Below are 18,249 nucleotides of genomic sequence, written 5' to 3' on the forward strand. Positions count from 1 at the left end.
ATGCTGAACGACCACCCACTATGAAGAATGCCCTCATTGTCTCGACCGCTCGCACGCCATTCGCCAAGTCCTGGCGGGGCGCCTTCAATATGACTCACGGAGCCACGATGGGCGGACACGTCATCCGCGCCGCAGTGGCCCGGGCCGGCGTCGAGCCCGATCGCATCGAGGACGTGATGCTCGGCTGCGCCAATCCGGAAGGCGCCAACGGCGGCAATATCGCGCGTCAGAGCGCTCTACGGGCCGGGCTGCCGGTAACGGTGTCGGGAGTAACCGTCAATCGATTTTGCTCCAGCGGCCTGCAGGCCATTGCGCTCGCGGCGCAACGCATTCAGACCGGTGAGTGCGAAGTGCTGGTGGCTGGCGGCTCGGAATCGATCTCGTGCGTGCAGAACGAGATGAACCAGCACATGGCGCAGGAGACGTGGCTCGCTCGCGAGCGGCCGACGTTGTACTGGCCGATGCTTAGGACCGCAGAAGTACTGGCTTCGCGCTACGGCGTGACGCGAGAGCAGCAGGATATTCTGGGACTGTCCAGCCAGCAGCGTGCGGCTGCAGCACAGGAGGCAGGACGCTTTGACGACGAGATCGAACCCATTGAGGTGCTAACCGCGCGCGCCGATCGCAATGGCGATCTGCGAACTGAGGCTGTCCTCGTCGGTGCCGATGAGGGCATCCGCGCTGACACGTCGCTCGAAGGCCTCGCCACGATACGCACCGCCATGCAGGGCGGCTCCGTCACGGGCGGTAATGCCAGCCAGATTTCCGATGGCGCCTCGGCGTGCGTGCTAATGGAGGAAAGCCTGGCAAGTCGTTGCGGAGCGACACCGTTGGGTCGCTTCCACGGCTTCGCGGTGGCTGGTTGCGAGCCCGACGAGATGGGTCTGGGACCAATCTACGCCGTGCCGAAGCTGTTGCAGCGCCATGGGCTCAATGTCGAAGACATTGATTTGTGGGAGCTGAACGAAGCCTTCGCCGTACAGGTTCTTCTGTGTCGTGACCGTCTCCGCATCGCCGATGAGAGGCTGAATGTCAACGGCGGTGCGATCGCGCTTGGTCATCCATATGGCGCCACGGGCGGACGGGTCGTTGGGCATCTGCTGCTCGAGGGGCGACGACGCGGCGCACGGTGGGTGGTCGCGACGATGTGCATCGGCGGCGGTCAAGGTGCCGCGGCTCTGCTCGAGGTGTTGTAGTCGGAGGGGCGGTGCGACCGGCAGCAGGGACATGCGCCTCGGCCATGTTGCACAGCCGACCCTGCGACGATGCGCCCGCCATTGACTAGGACCTACGCTGATCGCGCGCCCCCGAGCCTTTGCTGGAGCCTCTCGCACTGTTCGAGCAGTAGTGTCTCCAGTTGAGGCCGGAGAGCGGCAAAACGCTGCGTCGGGACCGGGACGGAAATTGCAGCCAGCTCATTGTTGGGCAATCGCAGTGGAACAGCCAATGCGCATACGCCATCACCGTTTTCTTCCAGGTCGCTGCTCAGTCCTGTGACCCGGATCTCGGCGAGCGCATCCTCGAGTTGAGGCCACTCAGTGATGGTTTTGGACGTAAGTCTTGTCAAGTGCAAAGTCGGCTTCAGTCGGGCTAGGTCGTCTTCGCTCATACAGGCGAGCATGGCCTTCCCCGGAGCATTCGAGTGCAGGGGAAAAGAAATGCCTATCTCGGACTCAGCTCTTAGTCGATGAACACCGCGCACCTGGTCGACAAAGACAACCTTATCGCCGTCGAGTAGCGATAGATCAACGGTCTCTCCGCATTCCCTCGCAATTTGCTGAAGCGTGGGACGCGCCAGGTCGACGATGACGAAACGGGCAGCAGCAGCCAACGGCAATAGCGCTGGTCCTAGACGAACGCCTCGTGAGAGCGATGCTGCGATGACGAGGTTCTCTGCATGCAGTGCATCAACGATACGCTGGACAGTCGACCGCGGCAGTGAAAGCAGCTTCGCAAGTTCGCCAAGGGACAATCCATCGGGGTGCTCTTTCAACGCCCGGAGCACCGATGCTGCACGTGCGATCACCTGAACGCCCGAGCGGTCATTAGACGGAACGTCGGTCCCGTTTTGTCGCAGTTCGTCTGAAGGAGACGTGCTCACTTTGATCCTTTGATTAAGTAGTTGTCGGCAGTTTGCCAGAGGGGCTGCGGCGTGGCGCAACCCTTATCAAATCCATACACAGCCAAATCGGTCACTCACGTCCGTTGGGGTTCGACCTGATGTGCGTCATTGTCGTGACCCACTACCATTTCTTCGACCACAATATAGTGCATGTGTACCATATATCGGTACAGATTTCAAGGGGAGCGATTGTCCTCTGAGCTGGGAGCTTCCTCAAGGGAGATGCTTCGATGGACCGTCCCGCCGATGCCCAACACTTGACCGAAAAGATTCTGGCCTGCGTACTGGACTGGGCCCGCACAGCGATCGCGTTGCGCGCGCAAGGCGAAACTTTGTTCGTTTTTCAAGATAACGACAGGTGCGAGGAATGCCTTGCCGCCAAGGGCTTGAGTAAGCGAACCGACCACGGTCGCGACGGCTTGTTATCCGGAGATTGATCTTTGGTTCAGTGTCCTATTACCAACGACCAGTGGCACGCGATCCGGCATCTGGTTGAGAGAAAAAGAGTGGGTCGTGGTGGACGTCCGTCGTGCGACCCACGCATTGTCTTCAATGCGATCATTTGGGCCATTGCCAATGATGAGAAGTGGCGTCGGCTGCCAGCTGAGTTCGGGCCATCGCAGACAGCATATAGGCGGTGGGTCCAATTGAAACGCAGCGGACGGATGGACAAAATCTTCGAGATTCTCGCCGCGTCGAATACGCCTGCCGGAGGTGACGCGGTGTAGCGAACGGGATCTATCTAGGTAGCCATAGATACATCCAGAAAACGCTCAATCTGTGCGATCGAATCGGCAGCAAGACTGGGTTTGATGTCGCGTTGTGTCACGATGTGTACGAGCGCTTGAAGCCGGTCGGAGCTATCCGGTTTGCGTGTGAATCCGAGCCTTACGAACCATTCTTTCTCGAAGACGAGATCCCGCTCGAAGAAGGGGTTCGGAGGCGGCACTTGCATGAAAGGAGCGCGACGACGCATTTGTGCGCCGGACAGCAGCATGGTGATCCGCTCATACTCCGACGCAAGTTTGCATATTTGGTGCGCGCAGCCTAGGCTAACTGTCGAAGCCACCAGGCAGGTTGTCTGCGGCAGTATGAACCCAAGTTCGACTTCGGACGGAGGGGGGCGAAATGGATATAGACAGGCGCGAAGCCCAAAGGATGCTGGCAGCTCAGCTAGGACATGCGAGCCAGGTGATGGCGGACCACTTCTATGTTTCGCCGCGGGTGCGAGACCTGCAGGCCGCGCAGATCAGAGCGTTCATGGTGACAGCGGGGACATGCCCTCTCGACGCCGGTGGACGGACATGCGACCTCCAGCCTTGTTTGTCAGCACCGATGTTGCTGCCCGTGAAGCCACCAGTCTTGAATCCCGTCCAATATGAGGGGTCTCGGCTCCGGACGTCGATTGCTCGCGGGCTCCTCCGCAGTTGGAGTGATCTCGACCGCTCGGAAGCATTGGCGGGTCACCTGGCCGCGCTAGAAGAGCAACTGCGGTAGCCGCGCGCAGCGCTACCAGTTCAGTTTTCCACGACTGCTTGACTCCAGCGGTTCTCGGCGCATGATGGCATCATGCCCCGCGATGTGTGCCTCGACGATGACGGTGGGGTGCGCCTTGCTTAGCGGGTACCCCTTCCCTCGCCGATTACACGCTGACATTCGACTATTCAACTCTATAGTGCGCGGATCTGTTGGCGATAGGTTTCAACACGTCGGCGTGACTTCCATGATGCCAGCCTGCACCAGATCGGTATCGATTGAGTTCATCGTCCCTGACAGCGTACCCAGCAGCCGCACGGCAAAGGCGCGGACTTGACTCGGATCTCGTCAGGCGCTGTTTTGCTACGCTTGGCTCTACTGTTTCCGGCCCATTCTTTATACCTGTCGTCGTCGACTAAATATGGTTTCGCGTACAACGGTCACTCTTCACTAACTCCTTCCGTTCTTTTTCCTCCGTATCAGGTTGAAAATCTAGTCAGGTGGTTGCACGACGGTCATTAATCAGCAGCCACCATTGACTCGCATTCCGCGGCACTACGCGGCATCGGCAAACGGGCGATGGCCCGATTCAATGTCTCCGTCGTCCGGCTGGTTTGGACAGTCGCTCGCAGAGTTCCGTCACAACACCGGTTACCCAGGCAAGGTCCTCTTCACCAAGCCTTGCCAAATGTTCATTCAGGGTAGTTGCGGCATCAAGAGCCCTCGGAGAACTTGGTCCTATCAGCTTCGTGAGGGGAACCGCGTAGAGATTTGCGAGGGCAATCAGACGAGGCAGCGTTGGCCAGTTGGCGCCTCGCTCAAATCGACTAATGGTCTCCGAAAACACGCCCAATTCGGCGGCGACCTGCTCCTGCGTCAGGCCAGCTTCGGTCCTGGCCGAGGCCAATGCGCGACCCAGTCTACGGGCAAACTTTTCTTCTTCGATCGTTGCCACCGGGGCATCACCTCATGTTGGGACTCGACACGAATCGTCTACTTAGGCGTTGCTTCTGGTAACATCACAAAATGTTGATTGGCAACATCTGATGTTGAAATTGCCTGCATAACGGTGTTTGGGCGCGGGCCGATTTCAGGCGGGGTGCAGACACCCTCGCAGCAAGCGGTCCTGTGTCGGATCCAACTCTGTGGTCCAGTCGAAGTTTGGTCGTGCCGTCCCGGGTGCGCTCAACTGATTCCTACGCAATGGCTTGCGTGGGCGCGCTGGCGAGTGGATAAGCCGGGATGAGTTTCGCGGCTCGTCTGTCTGTGGGTTCGTTACCGTCGAGGTTTGCCGCGAAGAGCACAGGTTGGCGAGTAGTCCGTTAGTTCTGAAAGCGTTTGAGGTAGCTGGCTGTATGTTTGTGACAAGTGAAAAGAACCGTTTGGCGCCGTGGGAAATGCTCCTGCCCCACGCCGAGGGTGCCTCCGTGTGGGCGGCAATCGAGCAGCTGAGTCCGCGGGACGTGCTGATGCTGCGGGTGTCGCCGGCCCGCTCGCGGGTCGTCCCGAGCATCATCATGCTCGACCTGTTCGCCACGGCGCCGTACCTCGAGCAGTTCGTCGGCGGGGAGGTCGTGCTGCGCGGCGCCGCCGTGCTGAGTACGCGACGGGCGAGGGAGGTTGACCAGTGGACACTCGATCCACTGGGCGAGATCCGGGTGGGGGGCACCGAGGCCGAACAGTACAGCGGGGGCGAGCGGCTGGTGACGGTGACCCGCTACACGACGACGGCCGGGCGCACCTTCTCCGTGCCGGTTTCGCTGGCAGAGCGCCCGGCGCGCGGCCGGCGGCTCTGGCGGGCGAAGAAGCGAGCCGCACCGGCCGACTGCTGAGTCTGACTGGCCGTGGACGCGTATCCGCACCTGGTGCCGGGCAGGGCCATCCCGGAGACGGACAGTCTGCCGCGCTGGCGGGGCGGCCTCGTGCTGTATCTGGATTTCGACGGGGTGCTGCATCCGGAGGAGGTGTGGCGCCGTCCGGGCACCGGGCCGTATGTCGCGAGTCCGCCAGGGCATGAGGTGTTTGAACACGCGGCGCTGCTCGCGCGCTGTCTCGAGGCGTATCCCGCGCTGCGCATCGTGCTGTCCACGAACTGGGTCCTGGTGTTCGGCAGCGTCCGCAAGGTCGCGCGCCGTCTGCCGCCGGACCTGCGCCGCCGCGTGGTCGGCGCGACCTTCCACGGCCGGATGGATCCGGAGTGGTTCCGGTCCGTGCCGCGTGGCGTGCAGGTCTGGGGCGACGTGTGCCGGCGTCAGCCCGAGGCGTGGCTCGCGCTCGACGATGATGACGCAGGCTGGCCGGCGGTGTGCCGGAGCCATCTGGTGCGCACCGATCCGGTGCTGGGCCTCAGCGCGCCGGCGGTGCTGGCGGACCTGCAGGCGCGGCTCGCCGCGCTGCACCGGTCGGAAGAGGACTCGCCGTGATAATCCGCCTTATCACGGCGGGCGGGCGATCGCCGCCGACGGGTGGCACAGGAAAAGGACATGGGAAAACACCGGACACTGGCGGCGCTGCCGCCCGACGATACACCGTGCGGGCGGTCCGGGCCGGTTCAATCAAGCAGGAGTGAACAGATGCTGGATGTCGAACGGACCAGTCATGGCGATGGACCGGTGCGTCCCGGTCACGCGAACAGGCGCGCGCGGCCATGACCGATCCCCGCTTTCACGGCGCGCTGGTGTACCCCATCCCGACCGTGGCTGCTCCCAGCTGGGACAACCGCTACTTCATCGACACCGAGTTCACCGATTTCCAGCACTGCGAGCTGATCAGTCTCGCTGTCGTCGGCGAGAACGGGAACGAGTTCTACGGCGAGCGCACCGACTTCGATCTGACACTGTGCAGCGACTTTGTCCGTGCCGTGGTCCTGCCGCAACTCGGCCAGTTCGAGGGGCGCGCGATGCCGTTCGCCGGGCTGCGCGAGGCATTGCGCGAATGGCTCGCGGGCATCCCGGGCGATGGGGCGCCGGTGCTCTGTTATGACTACGGGACGGACCTGAACCTGTTCCGGTTCCTGCTGGACGGTCCGCTGCCGCGCGGCTGGCGGCTCAGGAACATCGCGCCCATCTGCGATCGGGCGAAGAGTGCCGCCTACTACGCGCGTCATGGCGGCGAGCACCATGCACTGAATGACGCGCGGGCCAGTGCGTATGCCTGTACCGGCTGAACACGGGATGTGGCTGCGTCGCATCCACGGGTGCGCGATGGGCGGTGGCGTGTGGTTATCGAGGCTGATACGCCCGGAACCGCCATCCCTCATGTGGCCGCATGTCTGGCCACCGGGGTCCCGACGCACCTGCCGGCAGTAGAGAGGAATTTTTCAATGTTAGTGACAAGTAGAGGGTGGGCCGATTCCACCCGACGGCCTCTGGCGGAGCCATATCAGGCATGGCGGTATGTTGCCTGGACCGGCGGGACTGTGAACTTCTGGGTGATCCGGTCGGACACCGACGCGCCCGATGCGCCGGACGGCTGGCTGGTAGCCGGCCCCCAGGCCCTGCGCGACGTCGCCGACGAATTCGGACCCGGCACCCTTGCCGTCTACGTGCTTGACCGCGTCGGGATGGAGACCGCCCGGCTGTGCCGGGTCACGGGGCTGTGGCGGGAAGTCGGTCAGCCGGATGACGCGTCGTGCTTCTGGTACGCCAACGACACCGGTGAACTCAAGCCCTGCACGCCTTCCCAGCTGCTGCCGCGTTCGAGGCTGGAACTGGCCGTGAGGCTGGTCCCGGAGCCACAGGCCCGTGCTGCCTGTGCCTGAGTCTCAGGCTGGCGGACGCCCCGCAGGCATGCAGCGGGTGTGCCGGCAGGGCCGTCATCCTAACTATCAAGGGATTCCTGAATGCGTCTGCAGATCGCGTCCGACCTGCATCTCGAAATGCTGCAGCGGAGTTTTCCCGGCTATAACCCGGTCGCGCCGTCCCGTGCGGACGTGCTGGTCCTCGCGGGTGACATCGCATCGGGCGCGACTGCGGTCGACCTGTTCGGGCACTGGCCGGTGCCGGTCATCTACGTGCACGGCAATCACGAAGCGTATGGCATGGAGTACGGTGCACTGGCCGGTAACATCCGCACGCGCGCGGCCGGCACGGCGGTCCGGTACCTCGAGCGCGATGTGTTTATCCTGGGCAACGTGCGGTTCCTGGGGTGCTGCCTGTGGACAGACTATGGGCTCAACGGCACCCGCGAGGAGAGCATGAAGCTGGCCGGTCGCGTGATGCATGACCATAGTGCGATCCGCACCACGGAAGGGGGAAGGTTCCGGCCGGAGCACGCGCTGGCCGAACATGAGAAGGCGCTGGCCTGGCTGCAGGAACAGCTGGCACTACCCTTCGAAGGCCGGACGGTCGTGGTGAGTCATCACGGTGTGGCGCCTCCGTCGGTACACCCGCGCTACCTGGACGACCCGGGCAACGCAGCGTTTGTGAGTGATCTGCGACCTCTGCTCGGATCGGCCGATCTGTGGGTTCATGGCCATGTGCATGATTCGTTCGATTACCGCGTTGGCAGTTCGCGCGTGATTGCCAATCCGCGTGGCTATGCACTGAATCGGTTGGGCGCGGGGGCACCCGGCGACCTGCGCTGGGAAAACCCGGCGTTCGATCCGGCGCTGGTGATTGAGATCTGATCCGCCGCGCAGCTGGAATGCGCACGCCTGACTGATCAGGCAAAGTGCCCTTCGTCGTTCTGCACCCGCGCTTCCTCGACCAGCTGGGGCGCCGTGTAGTCCGGTCCCGAGGCGGGGCTCGGCGACCTGCCTGCGTGGCACGCCAGTCGCAACCAACCGGAGAGATATCATGATCGGGATTGAAATACTGGCCGGAGAAGCGGCGAGGCTCCATGCAGCTCTGGATTACGCAGGCCGTCGGGCGATGGAAGCGCTCCGCGTGGCCGATCCGGCAATAGTCAATAGGCTCATTCAGACGTTCGGAAAGGAAGAGGGAGCGGCCGCCTGGCTTGTCAGCCGCACCGCCGATCTCGACGGACGGAGCGCGCTCGAGCTGCTGGCGCAGGGCCAGCGCGAGGAGGTCATGCTCAGCCTGCATCACCTGCGTTATGGCCGGTGCTCATGAGGCGCGGACGAGACCCGTACCCGGTAACAGGTGGCAGGTTGCGGATGCGGATGCGGATGCGGACATCGGTGGCGGCATCGCTTTCACCGTCCACTGGTGAGATCAACGTTGCGTTCGCAACGGAGAGTGAGTCCCATGACATCGATGTGCCGCTGTTCCAGCAGTCGCCAGACCACCGCGCTGGGGCGGCCAGGTGTCTCACCGGTGGGCGGGAACCATGAGCACCAAATCATCGGTCCGTTATCAGGAGAAGGAAGGCGAACTGCCCGCATGGCACCTTTACAGGGAAGCGTTCGAGACCGAGGACGTCGTCTATCTGGAGATCGAGGGCATCCAGGTCGATGTGACGATGATTGGCAGTATGGTTGCAGCCCCGAACACGGTGTTGCTGCGCCTGCCGACCGCGACGGCCAGGCAACTGGGCCTGCTGGCGCCCGTGTTGAAAAGGGAGTAGGTCTTGGGCATTCAGGAAGGCCGGATCACATCCGCAACGGTGGGTTCGAAGGGGAGGATCACGATCCCGGCGCCCGTACGAATCCGCCTCGGATTGCTGGCGGGCGACAGGATCGCATTTCTTCTCAGTGAGGAAACGGGCCGGTATGAGGTCGTGCCGGTCACGTGCCCGGTGGCCGGGCTCAGGGGGATCGTCTGCAAACCGGCCAGGCCGGTATCGATTGAGGACATGAATGCGGCGATTGCCGGGCAGGGTGCCTGGGGCGAACGCCGGCGTTCCCTGATACGCGCGCGTGCGGCGTCGGTTCCGCGCAGGAAAGCGCGCCCATGACCCTGAGCGTGGCGACTGGGCGCGCGCTCTATTTCCTCGATACGGGGTTCAGGTCGTTCGAGGCCTGCGAGCTCATCAGCCGTGCAATCGTCGGGGAGCGTGAATGCGAGTTCTACGGCGAATGCGCGGACTTCGAGCGTGCGCGGGGTAGCAAATTCGTCCGCGAAATGGTCCTGCCGCACCTGGGTGATCCGCCTGGCCATGCAATGCCGCTATTCCGGTTGCGCAGGGAACTGCTGGCCTGTTCAAGTGCGTGCCGGTCAAATCCAGGCCGGACCGTGCACCAACATACAGATGCTGAACGACGGAGAAGACCGACATGAGTCCCGAGCTTAGTGCCAGGCTCCGAGCCGACTATCCGATGATTTTCACGGCGCCGCCGATCGACGATCCGGACTCTCCGGACGTGCCTCCGTTGCCGTCGGCATTCGAGGCATGGGGCTTCGAGTGTGGCGATGGTTGGTACGACCTGATCGACGCCCTCTGCGCAATGTTGCAGTACGCGACGAAAAACGGTGCGCCTCAGGTCGTTGCGAGACAGATGAAAGAGAAATTCGGGGGACTCCGCTTTGCGGCGGCGGGGCACAACGATGAGCAGGAGGGCATGATTGAACTGGCCGAATATATGAGCGGTCGCGTATGTGAGGTGTGCGGCAATCGCGGCAGGGTCCTGCGCAACGGCTGGATCAGGACCCGGTGTCCTGATCACGAGCACGTCTGACGGGTGGCGCCATCCGGCTGCAGTCGCTTACATGCTCCTGGATTTCATTCATGGCGGCGCGCTCTGGAGAAGACGACCTGTCGCAGGGGGCGCGCAACGGCGACACCCCAGAAGCCGCCGGTGACTCGGCGCATACATGGTCGCGGTTCAGGATTCAGCGCGATGCAGGCGATAGGCGGCAGTTATCACGACGGGAAGTTTCAGTGGGTGTCTGCGTACCGACAATGATGGGATAAGTGAGCAATGGTGATTTATGACATCAATCGCCCCAAATGTGCCTCTTGTGAATTTTGATATGCGTGAAGTGCGGAGTTGCAGTAGAGGCAAGAAAGGGGCGCTTGTGTACGGTTTTTCTTGTTTGGCGGCATTATAGGGGCGCTTATGCGGCGGGAGAATTTTTGATGGTCACCAGCCAGACGCTCGACGAGCTGGGAATCGACCTGGGCGAAAAGCTCAAGCGACTCCGGCTTAACAAGAACCTGGACCAGAAGACGCTGGCGGCGCGCGCTGGAGTGAGTGTGCGCGCCTTGCGCAACATCGAGGCAGGGCAAGGTTCGACCGTCAAGACTCTGCTCAGTGTCGTGCGCGCGCTCGGTCGGGAGTCGTGGCTGGACACCGTGGCTCCGGTTGCGACGGTCAATCCGCTGACGTTGACCAGCCGCGTGATGACACGCGGGGCTGTCAGTAATTTCGTGTTCAAGGCATATGATGCTCCCCAGGAGAATATATGCCTCGCAAACCGAAAGCCCCGCCGGCAGACCTGCCGACGATTCCCGCCGAACTGCTTGAGCAGTTCGGCAATGGCCCGATGACGGCCGATGCCATCAATACCGCGACGCTGGCCCTCAAGAAGGCCTTGATCGAGCGGGCGCTGGGCGCCGAGTTGAACCACCATCTGGGCTATCCGTCTGGCGCTGCCAGGCCTGCCGCCGTCACCAACCAGCGCAACGGCACGGGTGCCAAAACGGTCCTGACTGAAGACGGCCCGATCCGCATCGAGGTGCCTCGCGATCGCCACGGCAGCTTCGAACCGCTGTTGATTCCCAAACACGAACGACGCTTTACGGGCTTCGACGACAAGATCATCGCCATGTATGCGCGGGGCATGACCGTACGCGAGATTCAGGGCTTCGTGCTGGAACAATACGGCACCGAGGTGTCGCCCGAGTTCATCAGCTCGGTGACCGACGAGGTGATGAGCGAAGTCACCGCCTGGCAGGCCCGGCCGCTTGACCCGATGTACCCGGTCGTGTTCTTCGATGCGTTGCGCGTCAAGATCCGTGAAGACGCCGTCGTGCGCAACAAGGCCGTCTATCTGGCGCTGGGCATTCTGCCCGACGGCACACGCGACATCCTGGGTCTGTGGATCGAGAACACCGAGGGCGCCAAGTTCTGGATGAAGGTGTTCAACGATCTCAAGACTCGCGGCGTCAACGACATCCTGATCGCCGTGACCGACGGCCTTAAGGGCATGCCCGAAGCGCTGGCAGCCGTGTTTCCGGCCACGACGCTGCAAACCTGCATCGTCCATCTGATCCGCAACAGCCTGGATTACGCAAGCTGGAAAGACCGCAAATCGCTGGCCGCCGCGATTCGCCCGATCTATACCGCTCCAAGCGCGGAAGCGGCTCAGGCCGAACTGGATGCATTTGCCCAAGGGCCATGGGGTCAGAAATTTCCGCCTGTCAGTGCCGCGTGGCGCAACGCCTGGGATCGCGTAATTCCGTTCTTTGCGTTTCCACCGGCCGTACGCAAGGTGATTTACACAACGAACGCCATCGAGAACATCAACTCCCAGTTACGCAAGATCATCAAGACCCGGGGACACTTCCCGAGCGACGATGCGGCAACGAAACTCATCTGGCTGGCGCTGCGCAACATCACCGCCGATTGGGGCCGTGCCGCTCAGGACTGGAAGACAGCCATGAACCAATTCGCTATCCTTTACGCCGATCGATTCGTTCGGCCATCCGTGTGAATCTCAACCCCGCCTTGAACACGGAAATTCTGACACCCCCTGACACGCGTACGCGCCACCAGCCCCGCAGTCAAGCTCAACGCTGCCCGACGACTGCTGGCCGCGGCAGAGCAGACCGAAAGCGGCCAGAGTAAGCCGCCCATCTCTCCGGTCCGGCTCAATGCAGCCCGGTGCCTGCTTGCGACAGCGACGCAGCCGGACACCAAACCGGCAAAGCCATCTGCCAAGTCAAACAAAAAGCCTCAATAACAATCGCGCATTCTCCAAGGAGTCGTATAGCCACGAAGAAGACATCAACAAAAACGGCAGCGAAGAAGATCACAGAACTGCGCCTTCCTCTGTCGATTGACAGCGCGGTGTTCGGCTTTGAGCGATTCGGCCTCCGGGAGCCGGGCGAAGTTGTCGAACATTTCGTTCTGCTCAACCCTGCCGTCGGCATCAACGATCGGGGTGTTATCACGCATCGCAAAGTCCAACGGACATACGTCTACGCCGGTCGCCTGCCGCTTTTCGGCCAATGCCGACATTGGAACGGACAGGGTTCTACATCAGTAATGTGGCGGATTGCCGACGGTGGCGGCATCGAGCAGCGGGACGGCAGCTTCCTGCATCAGCGAACTCACCCTCTCGACCCATTCCCGCCCCTCAGATAGTTTCTGCGAACGTCACCGACGTGCTCCAAAGCGGCCGCACGCTGCGCGGTCGGAGTATCTGGAGGGTGCCGACTTGTGTTCTCTCCCGTTCATGCTCACGAAGGATCAGGCCGTACACATTCGATGAACCGGTTGTCGATCCAAGCGCGACTCCCGGTGGATGTCGTGTTCGTGAGACATCAGGTGTTATGTTCAATCCGCTGCGGCCGTCTGCACAGTGCCGCAAGCCTTGCATACTCAGATTATTGCCGCCGGCTTCAACCCGGTGGAGTGGATCGCCTACCCCGAAAACGAGCTGGCTGCCGGCCACATCGTCGCGTAACGACGGGCCACCGCAGCACCGCCGCAGTAAATCGTTGATCCGTCCGATGTCGTGTCGCCCACGGGGGAGCTTCGTGCGCCAAGGTGCCCAGTACATCACGCTTGCCGGGCGCGTTGCCGCTGCGGTATTCGAGCGGGCAGGCACGCACCCATTCGTCAAACACGCCCGACGCGCGCAGGAATTCCGTGACGAACACCAACTGGCCGTTGGACGTGGCCTGCGATGACTCGTCCCAGCACACATGCATGCGACCACCCAGCGTATCGACCACCATCGGCTCAACAGCCCGGCCCCAGCTCGTCTATCTGCCCGTTTCTCCTCTCACCCATTGGGTGAGTTGTCTGCTTATGAATTCCGGTGCCATAAGACAAACAAAATGGCGAAAAGTACCAAGCTGAGTGCGCCTCTCTTCTTTTTTGTGGAGGGGTCGTCACTCAAAAGGAATTGCATAAATTTAGACTTTTTCGCAAGAGCTTCAGCTTTTTGCTTCTTAATTTCTTCTTGCTCGTGTACCGCTTCAATTTTTCTACGTATATTAGAAGACCAGTCGCGGAATTTATTGTAACCTATTTGCGTGCAATAATCCTCCAAGAGTGGTAGGTTCTGATCGCACTCTGCGAGTGTTTGCAAAGGATATTTCTTTACTTCGTTATTGAAATCATTCTCCTTGACTATTTCCAGCGCCTTATTCAATACGGATTCGTAATCAGAATACTCAATCGTATCGGCATACTGCTGTAGTGCTGCAACATTTGCCTGAAATTCAAAAACGGTAGAGGCGTTCAGCTCTTTAAGTTTATTTTCAAATAATTTTCTCTTCTCGGCATCAAGATTTTTCATGCCAAAGTAGGTGATGATGGCATCTAATCTGCCCTTATCTCCTCCGCAATTCTGGAATAGCAATGTGTATATTTTTTGACTGTACGGATAGAAATTAATAGCATGTATGAGATTCAAAGGAATTTTTTCCATTGGAATCCGGCCATTTTCTACGCTTTCGACAAGTGCTTTGGACTTGGATATTTCTTCGGCGGAGTAGGCATATACGGTTCCAGGCTTAACCGAGTTGATAGCGTCTATTGTTCCGAGAAAAGCGGCATTTATGATGTTAGTTACACCATTGATAATTTGCGAAACTGTTTTCCTGCTTTTAAAAATTTCATCTTTTTTGACGCTATTCCCAATTGCTGTTACGCCTTTTGCCATTAAATTAAAAACGCCATGACCAACATTGGAAATGACATTCTTGGCGTCTGCTTGATAAACAGCCTCCTGATTGAACCCAACCCATTGGCGTCGATTTTGGCGTCGAGCCGTTCTGTGGGCATCTAGCTCGGCAGTATTCTCAACAATGGCTTCATATTGGGCGGCAATGGGTTCAAAGTCTTCCTCCCATGTAGCATACGGTTCAACAAAACGAGATAAGAACTGCTTCTCAGCAATTTCGTATATTTCATGGGTGGCCAAAGATTTCATCGCCTGATCAATGGCTTTGCGTAAAACATCATATGCCAATTCATCAGATTTCTCATATAGTTCATCGAGATTGGCGAATCTCGTATAGAAATTTGACTCCAATAAATTGACCTGCTCTCTTGTTAGGCTATTAAATTCCTTGTGGATCGAATTAGTATTGACCTTGTCGCAAGAAATTTCAATGAATGAATCAAATATCTCGATTTTATTTGGCTGCATTATTTTTTAAATGATGTTTAAAAATTTGTTAATCCAGAGGATTCGGGGGTTGGGGCAGGCTCACCGCCCCGCTCGCGCGCTTACCTGATGAAGTGATGCACCATCCCGACGAACACTGCCGCGAGCGCGGCAAAGATTGCATAATTCAGCCAGACTTCAGACATGAAACGCTGGCCGTCAGCTGCGAGGCGCGGCTGTGCGCTGGTAGAGCGTTGGTCCATCAATTTCCCCGTGATGTGGTGTCGAAGCGCGCTGCGCTTCGCGGTTTAGACGACCGCGCATGGCCCTGATGAAGATCATTCGATTCTTAAGAGCTGGCATGTTGCGTGGCACTAATATTATTTATCAGCTAGAGCTAAAGTGCCAGATCGATTGGGCGGCCAGCAAGGAGGACGGGTCTTAAATTCGCTTGTCGGCTTCTATATCTGACAATGTCCTCTATCACATATAGGCTGGCCATAAAAACCGGCAATCACAGTGCTGGCCGTGATGACAAGCCCTCTCTTGTCGAGAAGCACGCGAGCGGATCGCTCGAAAGGGAATCATCGTCGGCCTTGTTGCTCGTCTGTCGAATCAACTCGCCGTCGCTTTGCAAAGTGGCGGCTCGTCACTCGTCAGCAGACGTTTGCCAACAGAGTGCGAAGGACCGTTCCTGGCCGACAGCACCAATTCGAGAACTCTCTGCGGGGCGGTCGTTGAGATCCTGAATGGCTGCTCACTGGCATCTGATGTGAACTGGTGCTATCGGCCAAGAGCGGCAGTCGACTCGAATGCTTGGATCGCCGACAATCTGCCCATCCGGGCGACATTCAGGTAGGCGGAACGGAGTTCAGTGAAGTCGAAACCAGGCTGATGACCGTGACCCAGTTCCTACCCTCTCTTCAAAAAGCATGTTGCTGTAGCAGTCGCAAGCAGCTTTCCGTCGGAGGACTTCAGCGTGCCCTCCGAGGTCGCGATGTTTCTCGAGAAGTGAACCGTGCGGGCCTCAGCCACCACGTCCTGATCAACCGGTACGGGACGCAACATCTTCACCTGAAGATCGATCGTCCCGTATCCGACACCTGGCTCCAGCTGCGAATGGACGGCACAACCGGTCGCGGAATCGAGCACAGTTGCAGCAAAACCGCCGTGGACGCCACCAAGAGGGTTGAGATGCTGTTTTCCTGCGCGGGCCGACAGTTTCACGTACCCCGGATCGACTTGCAGAAACGCCATCGGTACGGTCTCTGCCATCGGCGAGCGTGGCAGGTCACCGGCCACGACCGCGCGCAACAACTCGAGGCCGCTCATTTCAAATGGATTCATTCCTACCTCTTACACGTTTCTCAGGCGAGTACCGATCGGAAGACGACTTCCATGAACTCATACAACGGCACGTCGTTTTTTTCCGCACGCATCCGCAGCAGCGCGCCTTCCCAGCTGTTCAAAATGAATTGAGCGAGCAACGCCGCGGGCAGTCGGCTGCCAATCGCGCCCGTCGCCTGGGCTTCGGCAATGCAACCCTCGAAGAGAGCTGCCCATGTGTGGAAATGCGTTGCGAGCCGCTCCCGGATCACCGCGCTGTGATCGGCTACTTCGAGACTGAGATTGCCCATCAGGCAACCTCGCAGATATCCGCCCGCCCGATAGCCACGGATCCGTTCGTCGAAATACGTACGCAACCTCACCAGCGGCGCGATGCTCTCGTTGGTCAGGAGCGCGCGTAGTTCGCCAAGGCCACGTTCGAAATAGGCGTCGACCACTTCTTTCCCAAAATCTTCCTTGCTCTCGAAGTGGTTATAAAAGGACCCCTTCGGTACTTCGACGGCGTCGACAATTTCCTTGATGCCGGTCGCGGCATAGCCGGAATCGTGCAGTAGCCGCACACCTGCCCGGAGCAGGTCGCCGCGCGTATGGACGTTGGGCCTGGGGCCACGGCGGCCTGCCGTCGTCTTCGCTTCCATCGAAGTTCTTCCATAAAATAAATGACCGGTCGTCTTCTATTCTAGCGAGTGTGCATCGGCTGTCAAGGACAGAGAGGCGAATATATCTCTTGCCGCCATCATTTTTGGATGCTCGTCAAGCGCCGCGAAGTCCATGAAAAGCAAAGCCAGGCAAGAATTCCGCGCTGTGACGTGGCGTGACGTGGCGTGATGGGCCTTGGGGGCAGATTCAGACGCGCATGCAACCGGTCGCCCGTTCTTGACTAATACAAGACGACCGGTCATACTAACTTTACCAACTTTGGCCGGATACCCCCTGCCGCTCTGTCCCCGAAAGTCTCGAAACGGGCTTACGCCCTTGTCGCCGCACCTCCGTGCAAAGGATCTCCAGATGCCCACGACATCGCTCTTCACACCGCTTGAAGTCGGACGTTACAAACTGGCCCATCGTGTCGTCATGCCTCCGCTGACGCGCATGCGCGCTGGCGCCGGGAATGTCCCGAATCAACTTGCCCCCGAGTACTACGGCCAGCGTGCTACCGAAGGCGGCCTGATCATTGCCGAAGCCACGCAGGTCACCGTCTCCGGGCAGGGTTACCCGGCGACTCCCGGCATCCATTCCCAGCAACAGGTGGACGGATGGCGGAACGTGACCGACGCGGTACATGCGAAGGGAGGAATTATCTTCCTGCAGCTGTGGCATACGGGGCGCTCGTCGCATTCGAGCTTCCAGCCGAACGGCGAACTTCCGGTCGCGCCCTCGGCGATCGCCATCACCGGACAAACCGCGCTGACGCCGCACTGGAAGACGGTGCCGTACGAGACGCCGCGCGCACTCGAACTGGACGAGATCCCCGGGATCATCGACGGCTATCGCGAAGGTGCGCGCAATGCCATGGCCGCCGGATTCGACGGCGTGGAGATTCACGGCGCGAACGGCTATTTGCTGCAGCAGTTTCTGGACGATTGCTCGAACAAGCGCACCGATATTTACGGCGGATCGGTCGAGAACCGCGCGCGCCTGCTGATCGAGGTAACTGAAGCGGTGATCGAAGTCTGTGGCGCAGATCGCGTCGGCGCTCGCCTGTCACCGTTCGGCACCTACAACGATGTCGGGGACTCGGATCCGGTGGGGCTTTACGGGTACGTGCTGACGCGCCTGAAGGAACTCGGTATCGCGTACGTCAGCCTGATCGAGGCACGCACGAGCGCCGGAATGGAGATCGATACCCCGCAGGAAGTCAGCCAGCTCCGCCCCTTCTGGCCGGGCACCCTGATTCTCGCCGGTGGGTTCACGGCGGAGTCAGCTGACGAATCGATCCGATCGGGACAAGCCGACGCAGTGGCATTCGGCAGGCAGTTCATCGCGAATCCCGACCTGCCTGCCCGGCTCAAGCGGGGGGCGCCGCTCAACCGTCACGACCGCGCAACTTTCTACGGCGGCGGAGCAACTGGCTATGTCGATTATCCCGCGCTGGAAACGGCGGGCCAGACGGAGTGACGT

The 18,249-nt window shown here is 59.9% G+C and carries 23 protein-coding genes; 15 read left to right on the forward strand and 8 right to left on the reverse strand.

All coding sequences use genetic code 11. From position 1 onward, the window contains the following. Positions 1 to 20: 20 nt before the first annotated feature. Entirely contained in the window at positions 21 to 1,196 is a 1,176-nt protein-coding gene (locus L0U81_RS29260) for an acetyl-CoA C-acyltransferase (protein WP_233808885.1), read from the forward strand. 92 nt (positions 1,197 to 1,288) lie between these two features. Here L0U81_RS29260 and L0U81_RS29265 read toward each other — a convergent pair whose 3' ends face one another. Further along, the gene (locus L0U81_RS29265; protein WP_233808887.1) at positions 1,289 to 2,101 is read right to left on the reverse strand and encodes an IclR family transcriptional regulator; all 813 of its coding nucleotides are present in this window, start codon (positions 2,099 to 2,101) and stop codon (positions 1,289 to 1,291) included. A 251-nt stretch (positions 2,102 to 2,352) separates the two neighbouring features. On the opposite strand from L0U81_RS29265, the gene L0U81_RS29270 reads away from it, so the two are divergent. After that, positions 2,353 to 2,559 (forward strand): hypothetical protein, encoded by a 207-nt coding sequence (locus L0U81_RS29270; protein WP_233808889.1) that lies wholly within the window; start codon positions 2,353 to 2,355, stop codon positions 2,557 to 2,559. A gap of 3 nt (positions 2,560 to 2,562) precedes the next feature. Beyond that, positions 2,563 to 2,850 carry a transposase gene (locus L0U81_RS33870; protein ID WP_442793467.1) on the forward strand — a complete coding sequence of 96 codons (288 nt, stop codon included), beginning with the start codon at positions 2,563 to 2,565 and terminating at the stop codon, positions 2,848 to 2,850. 14 nt (positions 2,851 to 2,864) lie between these two features. Here the strand turns inward: L0U81_RS33870 and L0U81_RS29275 are convergent, their stop codons facing one another. Both L0U81_RS29275 and L0U81_RS29280 read right to left on the reverse strand, forming a co-directional pair. Then, positions 2,865 to 3,119 carry a hypothetical protein gene (locus tag L0U81_RS29275; RefSeq protein ID WP_233808891.1) on the reverse strand — a complete coding sequence of 85 codons (255 nt, stop codon included), beginning with the start codon at positions 3,117 to 3,119 and terminating at the stop codon, positions 2,865 to 2,867. 1,068 nt (positions 3,120 to 4,187) lie between these two features. After that, on the reverse strand, positions 4,188 to 4,553 hold the full coding sequence (locus tag L0U81_RS29280; RefSeq protein WP_233808893.1) for a helix-turn-helix domain-containing protein: 366 nt from the start codon (positions 4,551 to 4,553) through the stop codon (positions 4,188 to 4,190). Between the two features lie 400 nt (positions 4,554 to 4,953). On the opposite strand from L0U81_RS29280, the gene L0U81_RS29285 reads away from it, so the two are divergent. The 11 genes from L0U81_RS29285 (at position 4,954) to L0U81_RS29335 (ending at position 12,153) form a co-directional block, all read left to right on the forward strand. Beyond that, the gene (locus L0U81_RS29285) at positions 4,954 to 5,430 is read left to right on the forward strand and encodes a hypothetical protein (protein WP_233808895.1); all 477 of its coding nucleotides are present in this window, start codon (positions 4,954 to 4,956) and stop codon (positions 5,428 to 5,430) included. A gap of 12 nt (positions 5,431 to 5,442) precedes the next feature. Then, complete coding sequence (locus tag L0U81_RS29290) at positions 5,443 to 6,021, forward strand: HAD domain-containing protein (RefSeq protein ID WP_233808897.1); 579 nt, start codon at positions 5,443 to 5,445, stop codon at positions 6,019 to 6,021. Positions 6,022 to 6,245: 224 nt separating this feature from the next. Then, positions 6,246 to 6,764 (forward strand): 3'-5' exoribonuclease, encoded by a 519-nt coding sequence (locus L0U81_RS29295; protein WP_233808899.1) that lies wholly within the window; start codon positions 6,246 to 6,248, stop codon positions 6,762 to 6,764. A 252-nt stretch (positions 6,765 to 7,016) separates the two neighbouring features. Beyond that, a complete protein-coding gene (locus L0U81_RS29300; protein ID WP_233808901.1) occupies positions 7,017 to 7,358 on the forward strand; it encodes a hypothetical protein in 342 nt (113 codons plus the stop codon). 81 nt (positions 7,359 to 7,439) lie between these two features. Next, entirely contained in the window at positions 7,440 to 8,225 is a 786-nt protein-coding gene (locus L0U81_RS29305) for a metallophosphoesterase (RefSeq protein ID WP_233808909.1), read from the forward strand. A 169-nt stretch (positions 8,226 to 8,394) separates the two neighbouring features. Further along, positions 8,395 to 8,670 (forward strand): antitoxin Xre/MbcA/ParS toxin-binding domain-containing protein, encoded by a 276-nt coding sequence (locus L0U81_RS29310; RefSeq protein WP_233808911.1) that lies wholly within the window; start codon positions 8,395 to 8,397, stop codon positions 8,668 to 8,670. A 217-nt stretch (positions 8,671 to 8,887) separates the two neighbouring features. Further along, complete coding sequence (locus tag L0U81_RS29315; protein WP_233808913.1) at positions 8,888 to 9,124, forward strand: hypothetical protein; 237 nt, start codon at positions 8,888 to 8,890, stop codon at positions 9,122 to 9,124. 24 nt (positions 9,125 to 9,148) lie between these two features. After that, positions 9,149 to 9,454, forward strand: a complete 306-nt coding sequence (locus tag L0U81_RS29320) for an AbrB/MazE/SpoVT family DNA-binding domain-containing protein (RefSeq protein WP_233810039.1) — start codon at positions 9,149 to 9,151, stop codon at positions 9,452 to 9,454. A 319-nt stretch (positions 9,455 to 9,773) separates the two neighbouring features. Beyond that, complete coding sequence (locus L0U81_RS29325) at positions 9,774 to 10,175, forward strand: hypothetical protein (RefSeq protein WP_233808915.1); 402 nt, start codon at positions 9,774 to 9,776, stop codon at positions 10,173 to 10,175. A 401-nt stretch (positions 10,176 to 10,576) separates the two neighbouring features. Beyond that, entirely contained in the window at positions 10,577 to 10,987 is a 411-nt protein-coding gene (locus L0U81_RS29330; RefSeq protein ID WP_233808917.1) for a helix-turn-helix domain-containing protein, read from the forward strand. Next, positions 10,903 to 12,153: an IS256 family transposase gene (locus tag L0U81_RS29335; RefSeq protein WP_233799570.1), complete on the forward strand. Its 1,251-nt coding sequence runs from the start codon at positions 10,903 to 10,905 to the stop codon at positions 12,151 to 12,153. The genes L0U81_RS29330 and L0U81_RS29335 overlap by 85 nt, the downstream gene beginning before the upstream one ends. 293 nt (positions 12,154 to 12,446) lie before the next feature. Here L0U81_RS29335 and L0U81_RS29340 read toward each other — a convergent pair whose 3' ends face one another. From L0U81_RS29340 to L0U81_RS29360, 5 genes are all read right to left on the reverse strand, one after another. Beyond that, complete coding sequence (locus L0U81_RS29340) at positions 12,447 to 12,617, reverse strand: hypothetical protein (protein ID WP_233808925.1); 171 nt, start codon at positions 12,615 to 12,617, stop codon at positions 12,447 to 12,449. 856 nt (positions 12,618 to 13,473) lie between these two features. Beyond that, the gene (locus L0U81_RS29345) at positions 13,474 to 14,823 is read right to left on the reverse strand and encodes a hypothetical protein (RefSeq protein WP_233808927.1); all 1,350 of its coding nucleotides are present in this window, start codon (positions 14,821 to 14,823) and stop codon (positions 13,474 to 13,476) included. A gap of 80 nt (positions 14,824 to 14,903) precedes the next feature. Continuing rightward, entirely contained in the window at positions 14,904 to 15,044 is a 141-nt protein-coding gene (locus L0U81_RS29350; protein WP_233808929.1) for a hypothetical protein, read from the reverse strand. Positions 15,045 to 15,693: 649 nt separating this feature from the next. Continuing rightward, positions 15,694 to 16,128: a PaaI family thioesterase gene (locus L0U81_RS29355; RefSeq protein WP_233808931.1), complete on the reverse strand. Its 435-nt coding sequence runs from the start codon at positions 16,126 to 16,128 to the stop codon at positions 15,694 to 15,696. 20 nt (positions 16,129 to 16,148) lie between these two features. Then, positions 16,149 to 16,766, reverse strand: a complete 618-nt coding sequence (locus tag L0U81_RS29360) for a TetR/AcrR family transcriptional regulator (protein ID WP_233808933.1) — start codon at positions 16,764 to 16,766, stop codon at positions 16,149 to 16,151. 370 nt (positions 16,767 to 17,136) lie between these two features. Here L0U81_RS29360 and L0U81_RS29365 point away from each other — a divergent pair, with 370 nt between their 5' ends. Next, the gene (locus L0U81_RS29365) at positions 17,137 to 18,246 is read left to right on the forward strand and encodes an alkene reductase (RefSeq protein ID WP_233808935.1); all 1,110 of its coding nucleotides are present in this window, start codon (positions 17,137 to 17,139) and stop codon (positions 18,244 to 18,246) included. Positions 18,247 to 18,249: the final 3 nt, after the last annotated feature.

Source organism: Paraburkholderia sp. HP33-1, assembly GCF_021390595.1.
Lineage (GTDB): Bacteria > Pseudomonadota > Gammaproteobacteria > Burkholderiales > Burkholderiaceae > Paraburkholderia.

What these genes read in the sequence shown, in the direction of transcription:
- L0U81_RS29260 (WP_233808885.1), top strand. Translation starts at nt 21, where the DNA reads ATGAAGAATGCCCTCATTGTCTCGACCGCTCGCACGCCATTCGCCAAG.
- L0U81_RS29270 (WP_233808889.1), top strand. Translation starts at nt 2,353, where the DNA reads ATGGACCGTCCCGCCGATGCCCAACACTTGACCGAAAAGATTCTGGCC.
- L0U81_RS29275 (WP_233808891.1), bottom strand. Translation starts at nt 3,119, where the DNA reads ATGCTGCTGTCCGGCGCACAAATGCGTCGTCGCGCTCCTTTCATGCAA.
- L0U81_RS29285 (WP_233808895.1), top strand. Translation starts at nt 4,954, where the DNA reads ATGTTTGTGACAAGTGAAAAGAACCGTTTGGCGCCGTGGGAAATGCTC.
- L0U81_RS29295 (WP_233808899.1), top strand. Translation starts at nt 6,246, where the DNA reads ATGACCGATCCCCGCTTTCACGGCGCGCTGGTGTACCCCATCCCGACC.
- L0U81_RS29305 (WP_233808909.1), top strand. Translation starts at nt 7,440, where the DNA reads ATGCGTCTGCAGATCGCGTCCGACCTGCATCTCGAAATGCTGCAGCGG.
- L0U81_RS29310 (WP_233808911.1), top strand. Translation starts at nt 8,395, where the DNA reads ATGATCGGGATTGAAATACTGGCCGGAGAAGCGGCGAGGCTCCATGCA.
- L0U81_RS29315 (WP_233808913.1), top strand. Translation starts at nt 8,888, where the DNA reads ATGAGCACCAAATCATCGGTCCGTTATCAGGAGAAGGAAGGCGAACTG.
- L0U81_RS29325 (WP_233808915.1), top strand. Translation starts at nt 9,774, where the DNA reads ATGAGTCCCGAGCTTAGTGCCAGGCTCCGAGCCGACTATCCGATGATT.
- L0U81_RS29330 (WP_233808917.1), top strand. Translation starts at nt 10,577, where the DNA reads ATGGTCACCAGCCAGACGCTCGACGAGCTGGGAATCGACCTGGGCGAA.
- L0U81_RS29335 (WP_233799570.1), top strand. Translation starts at nt 10,903, where the DNA reads ATGCCTCGCAAACCGAAAGCCCCGCCGGCAGACCTGCCGACGATTCCC.
- L0U81_RS29340 (WP_233808925.1), bottom strand. Translation starts at nt 12,617, where the DNA reads ATGCGTGATAACACCCCGATCGTTGATGCCGACGGCAGGGTTGAGCAG.
- L0U81_RS29345 (WP_233808927.1), bottom strand. Translation starts at nt 14,823, where the DNA reads ATGCAGCCAAATAAAATCGAGATATTTGATTCATTCATTGAAATTTCT.
- L0U81_RS29350 (WP_233808929.1), bottom strand. Translation starts at nt 15,044, where the DNA reads ATGGACCAACGCTCTACCAGCGCACAGCCGCGCCTCGCAGCTGACGGC.
- L0U81_RS29355 (WP_233808931.1), bottom strand. Translation starts at nt 16,128, where the DNA reads ATGAATCCATTTGAAATGAGCGGCCTCGAGTTGTTGCGCGCGGTCGTG.
- L0U81_RS29360 (WP_233808933.1), bottom strand. Translation starts at nt 16,766, where the DNA reads ATGGAAGCGAAGACGACGGCAGGCCGCCGTGGCCCCAGGCCCAACGTC.
- L0U81_RS29365 (WP_233808935.1), top strand. Translation starts at nt 17,137, where the DNA reads ATGCCCACGACATCGCTCTTCACACCGCTTGAAGTCGGACGTTACAAA.